The organism is Furfurilactobacillus siliginis, assembly GCF_001437435.1.
Taxonomy (GTDB): Bacteria; Bacillota; Bacilli; order Lactobacillales; family Lactobacillaceae; genus Furfurilactobacillus; species Furfurilactobacillus siliginis.
Genome location: NZ_JQCB01000029.1, coordinates 1 through 1,667, shown reverse-complemented (window position 1 = coordinate 1,667; position 1,667 = coordinate 1). Strand labels below are relative to the sequence as shown.

The window sequence follows — 1,667 nt, the reverse complement described above, 5'->3', positions numbered from 1 at the left end:
AACTTTGGTTCAACTTTCGTCCGAAATTGCTCGTCATCGCCCTGCCAGTCAACGACCAGTGCCCGATCATATATCGTTGTCTTGTTCTTATAACGAACACCGAATAACCAGGCCCGTTTAATCTTCCCGTAACGACGCATTGCTCGGCTCAACGCAACTTCGAGTTGAACAGATTGTTCACCTAACAAGCGAAACTGAAAGTCAGCTTGGCTGTTAGTAACTGGTAATGGCCGCACACGGTGAATGTAATTCCAATAGCTGGTTGATAGAGGGAAATTGTGAATGCCTGGATTAACCAACAGTCCAGCAATTTTTAGCTGCCCAACTTCTATCATTAATTCCTCACTGGTAAATTCAAACATCCGAAAATCAATTTCCGGAAACGAGCCTACTAAAAATCTGTGTGCTTCCGAACGTTCTGTGAATGCAGGAATATACCGTTGACCATCGGCCAAGTATGTAATTACTGCCATTCCCATACCAAGATGCGCAGTTGGCTCCTTAGAAGTCATCGCCTTTTGGCGCACTTGGACAGGTACATAAAAGCTCATGTTAAGCAGTGCTGATGCAAATCGTCGTTCTAAATTAACATCGGTTGGCTGCGCCATGAATTGCTGCAATTGTTGTTTAAATCCAGCAGTCTGATACGGCATGATCTTGGCTGCTTCATTAAGCGCCTCGAAGTGATCGTTATCAGGCTGTGGTAGATCATTTAATTGATCTGCCATTCACTTCACCCCCTTACCAGTGTTTTGGTGCTAGCGACTTAACTTTTCGATGGCGCTTAATAAGGAACGCCCACTGATTGCTAACTTACTGATTTTTTCACGGTCACCAGAAACAGATGCATCTGTTAGCGCATCAGCCACCGCACTTAAGTTGTTCGTTAGAATTTTTTCAGGAGAAATACTTAATAAGTCTTCTTTAATATCATGTACGACTGGATTTTCCATTTTTTAGCCTCTTATTTGTTATGCGTAATCGTGAATTCATTGACCGCAATATCTAGCCGACCAATTAATTCCTTTAGTTCAGTTTCATTACCTTTAGTAAGATATAGACGTTGACGCCGGCGGTCCCGACTTTCAACACGTTCCTCAATCAGGCCACCTTTTAACAAGCTGGAGATTGTCTGGGACACCTGCGACCGCTTCCAACCTAAAAAGTCGGCAATGGTCGATGGTGAGCACCCTTCCTCACCAGCATCGCTGACTAAGCTAAGCAGACTCAACTCCGCAACACTATAATGCACACCGTCAATCGGGCGTGATAAAAAGTTGCGGAGATCACGATACAATCCTAATAACTGATTTACCTCGTTTTCTTGTTTCAACACGATGACTCTCTCCTTTAAGTAAATCAGTTGATTTGTACAATAGCGTCCAATAAACGGTCCGCCGTGCGAATTAACCGCTGTGCACTGTTGTAATCGTTGGCGTCCGTTGCCCGGACAATTTCATCAGCGGTTACCTTTAAATGTTGCGCCAATAATTCAGTTGGCGTGATTTGCGTTAATACGTCAATTTCTTCAGTATTCATTTGGTTTTCCCCCGATTACTTCAATTCCTTTTAGGTAATCGCGGCAAGCCGCGATTAGCTCCATTCGCTGCGCTGGTCTAGCGACATTCAAGGCGTTGACCAATTCTTTAAGCTGTTGCGACAAGATC

Annotated in this window: 4 protein-coding genes; all 4 read right to left on the bottom strand. The window is 44.0% G+C overall.

The features are described from left to right. Positions 1–728: SseB family protein (locus IV55_RS09980; RefSeq protein WP_157047472.1), on the bottom strand; the 728-nt coding region annotated here is incomplete at its 3' end. Between the two features lie 30 nt (positions 729–758). Further along, positions 759–953, bottom strand: a complete 195-nt coding sequence (locus tag IV55_RS09975) for a hypothetical protein (protein WP_057811760.1) — start codon at positions 951–953, stop codon at positions 759–761. 11 nt (positions 954–964) lie between these two features. Continuing rightward, entirely contained in the window at positions 965–1,336 is a 372-nt protein-coding gene (locus IV55_RS09970) for a MarR family winged helix-turn-helix transcriptional regulator (RefSeq protein ID WP_057811759.1), read from the bottom strand. A 23-nt stretch (positions 1,337–1,359) separates the two neighbouring features. After that, positions 1,360–1,539 carry a hypothetical protein gene (locus IV55_RS09965; RefSeq protein WP_057811758.1) on the bottom strand — a complete coding sequence of 60 codons (180 nt, stop codon included), beginning with the start codon at positions 1,537–1,539 and terminating at the stop codon, positions 1,360–1,362. Positions 1,540–1,667: the final 128 nt, after the last annotated feature.